This is a genomic window from Pseudochelatococcus lubricantis, assembly GCF_011762225.1.
Lineage (GTDB): Bacteria > Pseudomonadota > Alphaproteobacteria > Rhizobiales > Beijerinckiaceae > Pseudochelatococcus > Pseudochelatococcus lubricantis.
The window spans coordinates 416629-422628 of the sequence record NZ_JAASQI010000004.1; the positions used below are offsets into that span (position 1 = coordinate 416629).

Genomic DNA, 6000 nt, shown 5'->3' on the forward strand with positions numbered 1-6000 from the left:
AGCATACCGTTTCGGCAAAAGTCCGCGGCCAGCCTCGCGGCCGGCGGCGGGCCTGATCAGCAGCGGACTTCAGCGCGGCGAAACCGTGCGGGGCTTGGAGGGCAACAGGCCTTCGCGCTGCAGACGCTTGCGCTGCAGCTTGCGTGCGCGACGCACTGCCTCCGCCTTCTCGCGGGCCTTCTTTTCGGAAGGCTTTTCATAATGACCGCGAAGCTTCATCTCGCGGAAGATGCCTTCACGCTGCATCTTCTTCTTGAGAGCCCGAAGTGCCTGATCGACATTGTTATCGCGAACGAGAACCTGCACGCTTTGTCTTCCTGTAGTCTTGAAGGATGAAAAGGGCACAAGGCCCCCTGGCGCGACAAACGCGCCGCTAACCGATCCTTGCCGATAGCAGATCGGGTCGGCCTTGTCCACAACAAGCATGGCGCCTCTGCCATCGGCGGCAACGCGCGTTTTCCGGTCCGGCGCGTCAGGCTACACGGGTCACGTGACCCATCTTGCGGCCCGGCCGCGCCTCGCGCTTGCCGTAGAGATGCAGATGGGCTCCGGGCTCGGCGGCGATTCGCGCCCATTGATCGACGTCGTCGCCGATGAGATTCGTCATGGTCGCCCCCGTTCCCGTGAGCGCGACGGAGCCGAGCGGCCAGCCGCAGATGGCGCGAACATGCTGGGCGAACTGGGACGTGCGCGCGCCCTCGATCGTCCAGTGGCCGGAATTGTGCACCCGCGGCGCAATTTCGTTGACCAGCACCGATTCGCCGGCCTCGCTGACGACCACGAAGAGCTCCACCGCCAGAACGCCCACATAATCGAGCGCCGCCGCGATGCGCCACGCTGCATCCAGCGCCTGCTCCCGCGCCTGCGGAGAGACGACGGCGGGCACGCTGGTGACATCGAGAATGTGATGCCGATGCCTGTTCTCGCACAGGTCATAGGCCAGGAAGGTCCCGTCCTGCCCGCGCGCAGCCACCACCGATATCTCGCGCGTGAACGGCACGAAGCCCTCAAGAATCGCCGGCGCGTGGCCAAGGCCGGCGAGCGCCGCACCCGGATCGTCGCCTTCGCGGATTATCGCCTGCCCCTTGCCGTCATAGCCGAAGCGCCGCGTCTTGAGCACGGCGGGCCAGCCAAGTTCGTTCAGCGCCGTCTCGATATCGGCCAGGCTGTCGATGGCCCGGAAGGGCGCTGTGGGGATGCCGAGCCCGGCGACGAAATTCTTTTCGGCGAGGCGGTCCTGCGTGATGGCGAGCGCCTGCGCGCCCGGCCGCAGCGGCGCCCGCCCGGTGATCAGCCGCGCCGTCTCGGCCGGAACGTTCTCGAATTCATACGTCACGACATCGACTGCGCCGGCGAAATCCGCCAGCGCCTGCGCGTCGTCATAGGCCGCGCGCGTGTGGCGGCCCGCAACCTCGAAGGCGGGGCTGCCGTCTTCCGGCGCATAGATATGAATGTGCATGCCGATCTCGGCTGCGGCGAGGGCGATCATCCGCCCGAGCTGTCCGCCGCCCAGAATGCCGATAGTGGAGCCGGGAGCAAGCATCGTCATGCCTCGTCAGCGGGAAAATCGGCAACGGAGGCCGTGCGCATCGCCCGCCAAGCGTCAAGCCGCGCCGCGAGATCCATATCGGACAGGCCGAGGACGGCCGCTGCCAGCAGGGCGGCGTTCACCGCGCCGGCCTTTCCGATGGCCAGCGTGCCGACGGGAATGCCTGCCGGCATCTGCACGATCGACAGCAGGCTGTCCTTCCCGCCCAGCGCCTTCGTTTCGACTGGTACGCCGAACACAGGCAGGCTGGTGATCGCCGCCGTCATGCCCGGAAGATGCGCCGCGCCGCCCGCGCCCGCGATGATGACGCGAAACCCGGCCGCCCGAGCCGAACGGGCGAAATCGTAAAGGCGATCGGGCGTGCGGTGGGCCGAGACGATGCGCGCCTCGTAGACGATGCCGAGCGCGTCGAGCGTTTCGGTCGCGTGGCGCATGGTTGCCCAGTCGGACTGGCTGCCCATGATAACCGCGACAACCGGCGTAGCGGCAGGAGAAACGGAAGCGACCGTTCCCATATCCGATGCTGCCGTGATGGCGGGCGGTAGATCGCTCATGCCGATATGCTCATTAGGTGTTATATCCCCACAACAGTTATCCGGCGGCCGACGCGCCGGTTGCCCCTCTCGCGGCCATGCGGGCGATGGCCGTGGAAGGGAATCCGGATAAGCCTACCATATCCTCCGCGCAAGCGAATCATCGCGCGAGCGAAAATTCGTATCGCCACCCGCTCGCCGGCCCTTGCGGGCGCCGGGTTTCGATGAGGATCGGCGTTGAGCGCTTTCATGACAACAGCCGGGTCTCGTGACACACTGTCCGCCATTTCGGGGCAGAACGAAGCCGCGCGTGATTGAATTGATGCTCCGCCCTATCATTTGTTCATGCGTGGTCTTCTGCAGCGGGGGTAGCCGCGCCGGGACCGTGCCAGGAAGACAGAATCGCAATGACAGCCGCTTCAGGCCGGCACGCGCCTTTCCCCGTCATCCCCTCCTCCGGCGTTTCGCGAACGCCGGTGCTGCGATTCGCGCCGAGCCCGAATGGCTTGTTGCATCGCGGGCACGGCTATTCCGCCCTGCTCAACCAGTATCTCGCCCACGCATGGGGCGGGCGCTTGCTGCTGCGGATCGAGGATATCGATGTCGCACGCTGCCCGGACGAGTTCGTCGAAGCCGCGATCGCCGATCTGCGCTGGCTGGGGCTTCGCTGGAACGGCGAGGTGCGGCGGCAATCGCGCCACTTCGCCGACTATGCCGAAGCGGCGGAAAAGCTGCGCGCACGGGGGCTGGCCTATCCCTGCTATGCCTCGCGCACCGAAATCGCGGCGGCGGCCGGCGGCGCGCGAGATCCGGATGGCGCGCCGCTGCGCTGGCGCGACAATCCGGTACTCGCGAAAGACGAGGAGAGCCGCCGCCGGCAATCGGGCGAGCCGTTCTCCCTGCGTCTCGACATGCGCCGCGCACTCGCCGCCTTGGATGCGGAAAATCTCGTCTTTCCCGCGCTTCCTGAGACGGGCGACATCGCGTGGCAAATGGCGGATCCTGCGCGTTGGGGCGACGTCGTTCTCATCCGCAAGGATGTGCCCGCGAGCTACCATCTCGCGGTGGTCGTCGACGACGCGCTGCAAGGAATCACCCACGTGATTCGCGGGCGCGATCTCGAAGCGGCGACCGATATCCATCGCCTGCTGCAGGAACTGCTCGGCCTGCCGGTTCCCGTCTATCATCACCATGCGCTTATTCGGGATGAGACGGGCGACAAGCTCGCGAAGTCCCGCGATTCGCTGCCTCTGCGGGCGCTACGCGAATCGGGCGTGACAGCGGAGACCATCCGCGCGGAACTCGGCTTCGGCGGAGTTTTCTCCGGCGCGCCCTGAAGCTGGCGGCTGTTAAAGCGCTTCCCATCAGATGGAATCGATCTGATCGATCAGAATTCGCCAAACTAAGGAACCTGGAATCTGTCCTGTTTTAATGTAAACAGGACAGATTCTAGGGCGTGGCGACAGTCTGAATAGAGGTCTGCGCCCGGGCGAGCAGCTCCTCGGCCTGTTCCCGCTGGCGCGAGAACTCCGCCAGTTCCGAGCCGCTGAGTTCGTTGCTGCGCGGCAGCTTGATCTTCATCGGGTCGACGAAACGGCCGTTGACCATCACCTCGTAATGCAGGTGAGGGCCGGTGGAGAGGCCGGTGTTGCCGAGATAGCCGATCACCTGCCCCTGCCGCACGCGCAGGCCGGGCTGGATGCCGCGCGCGAAATTCGACTGGTGCGAATAGGTGGAGACGTAGCCGTTCGCGTGCTGGATTTCCGTTCGCCGCCCGTAGCCCGACGACCACCCCGCCTTGAGAACCATGCCGTCGCCCGCGGCGAGGATCGGCGTGCCGATCCTGTCGGCCCAGTCCACACCCGTGTGCATCTTGGCGTAGTTCGTGATGGGATGATATCGCATGCCGAAGCCGGACGTCAGCCGCCCTTCGGCGATGGGCTTGCGGATCAGGAATTTCTGCAGCGAACGTCCCTCGGGATCGTAGAACGCCGTCTCGCTGCCGGGCGACTGGAAACGGAAGAGGCGCCTCTTTTCCCCTTCCACGGTCAGCGCCGCATACAGCAGTTCGGGTTCGTCGCCGTCCTCGGCTGTCGTATAGAGCAACTCCACCGATTCGCCTGTTCCGACACGGCGCTGGAAATCGACGTCGGAGGCGAAGAGCGGAACGATCTCCCGCACCAGATCGGCCGGCACTTCATAGCGCGCGGCAGTCTCATGCAGGCTTTCGTAGAGCGGCGCACCCGGCCCTTCCACACGCTCGATCCGCGAATCGTCGTGGCTGTGGTTTCCAGCGGCCGCCATCTCATCCTGCGGCAGGGAGACAGGCACATAACGGCCGTCGTCCGTCAGCGCCGCGATGGCGCGAATCGTCCCTTCGTCCCACAGCGTGACGCGCCCGATGGCCGACGAATCGCTATCGGAACCGTTCGCCGAGACGTCGAGCGCCGGCAGGATGGCGAGGCTCTGCCCTTCGCGGAGCCTGTCGCGCTCCTTGAGTTCGAGCGCGGCCAGAATGGCGCGGGCGGTCTCGGCTTGCGCACCCTGGCCGAGGATCACTTTCAGCACGGTGTCGCCCGGGCGGCCGGCGATTCGCTCCTCGCCGTGGCGTTCTCCGAGCGGCGACATGAGCGCCGGCGCTTGCTTGGGCAGCAGGGTGACGTTTTCCGGAATGACGCGGACATCGATATCACTGAAAGGCGCGTCAACCAGCGTCGCGTAGGCCATTGGCGCGGGTCCGACGGGCGCCTGGCGAAGGGAGTGGAACAGCATCAGGCGGGCTGCATCCGGCTGGGAAGCGTTGCCGCCAATGCTGCGCGTCAGCCTCTCCTCGGCGACGATCTGCGCCAGCGCCTCCTCGGCATCGAGGGCGGATGAGGTGGGCGTGAAGGCGATTCCCGCAAGCGGGCGCTTGATGACGGAGACGTCGACATCGGCGGCGTCCGGCGCGATGTCCCGGCCCGCTGCGGGGCCGTTATTGCTGTCGGCGAAGAGGTTGAGCGGGTTGAACGGCGGAATCGACCGCGCATAGGTGCCGGCGGTCAGCGACAACGGGGCGCTGATTCGCACGAAATCGCGCGTCTTGATGACCTCCCGATCGCCGACCCGCACCGTCATCGGCGCCTTGAACGCGAGGCGGGCGGAACTGCCGGTCATTTCCTTCCGGACCAGCCGGTCGGTCTTGCGCACGGTGGACTGCGATTCGCTGCCCGGGCTGCTTACGTCGGCCCGCTGCGGCCGGGCCACATACGCGATCTCCCCCTGCAGTGCGATGATGATCGCCCCGCCGATCAGCGCGCCGCCGCTCAAAGCCGTGAGAACGCTGCCCACGAGCCAGCGCAGACTGACGCGCCGCCTGTTCCGGTTGATGATGGCGATGCCGCTAGGATCGAGCGGCGGAACGTTATCGACGCTGGCGGACTCGAATCGCCGGTGAGCCAGTGTCGTCGGCTGCCGCAGCGCGGCATCGACCCGAAATGCAACCGGCGTTCTTTGAAGCATCAGAGCGTCCCGTCCTCGCCAATCATGCGTGCGCCCGTCCCAACCAGCGTTCGCGTGAAGATATATAGCGCCTCGCTCCATGTCGAGGTGCCGCTCTTTCCTCATTCGTCCGCGTAGCTGTCGGACGTTGCGCGACTCTCTCATGCGACGCGGCATAGCGGGAGAAGGCTCCCGAACCGGTTTTCCCGCACCATGGCGATGGCCGCCAAACCCAAAGCCGGCAAGGCTTTTTACCCACAAGGAGGATCGCCAATCGAAGAATTCGTCAAAAAAATTTCACAAGGGCGTTGACAGCGAAGGGCGGCCCGGCATATACAACAAACACACCGGCGCTGCGGGCGGTTTGAGAGATTGGTTGCGGCGGCTGGGTTTTATTTTTCTGTGAGCGGAATTGATTGTTTTGCCCGACTTGCGAGG

The 6000-nt window shown here is 65.5% G+C and carries 5 protein-coding genes; 1 reads left to right on the forward strand and 4 read right to left on the reverse strand.

Translation table 11 applies throughout. The annotated features are described in order from the left end of the window. Positions 1-69 precede the first annotated feature (69 nt). The 3 genes from rpsU to purE form a co-directional block, all read right to left on the reverse strand. Positions 70-306 carry a 30S ribosomal protein S21 gene (gene rpsU / locus FHS82_RS21150; protein WP_166952624.1) on the reverse strand — a complete coding sequence of 79 codons (237 nt, stop codon included), beginning with the start codon at positions 304-306 and terminating at the stop codon, positions 70-72. Between the two features lie 166 nt (positions 307-472). Continuing rightward, positions 473-1543, reverse strand: a complete 1071-nt coding sequence (locus tag FHS82_RS11155) for a 5-(carboxyamino)imidazole ribonucleotide synthase (RefSeq protein ID WP_377700251.1) — start codon at positions 1541-1543, stop codon at positions 473-475. A 2-nt stretch (positions 1544-1545) separates the two neighbouring features. Further along, on the reverse strand, positions 1546-2064 hold the full coding sequence (gene purE / locus FHS82_RS11160) for a 5-(carboxyamino)imidazole ribonucleotide mutase (RefSeq protein ID WP_166952627.1): 519 nt from the start codon (positions 2062-2064) through the stop codon (positions 1546-1548). Positions 2065-2489: 425 nt separating this feature from the next. Here purE and gluQRS point away from each other — a divergent pair, with 425 nt between their 5' ends. After that, on the forward strand, positions 2490-3419 hold the full coding sequence (gene gluQRS / locus FHS82_RS11165) for a tRNA glutamyl-Q(34) synthetase GluQRS (protein WP_166952505.1): 930 nt from the start codon (positions 2490-2492) through the stop codon (positions 3417-3419). A 112-nt stretch (positions 3420-3531) separates the two neighbouring features. On the opposite strand, the gene FHS82_RS11170 is transcribed toward gluQRS, so the two are convergent. After that, the gene (locus FHS82_RS11170; RefSeq protein WP_166952508.1) at positions 3532-5583 is read right to left on the reverse strand and encodes a M23 family metallopeptidase; all 2052 of its coding nucleotides are present in this window, start codon (positions 5581-5583) and stop codon (positions 3532-3534) included. Positions 5584-6000 lie beyond the last annotated feature (417 nt).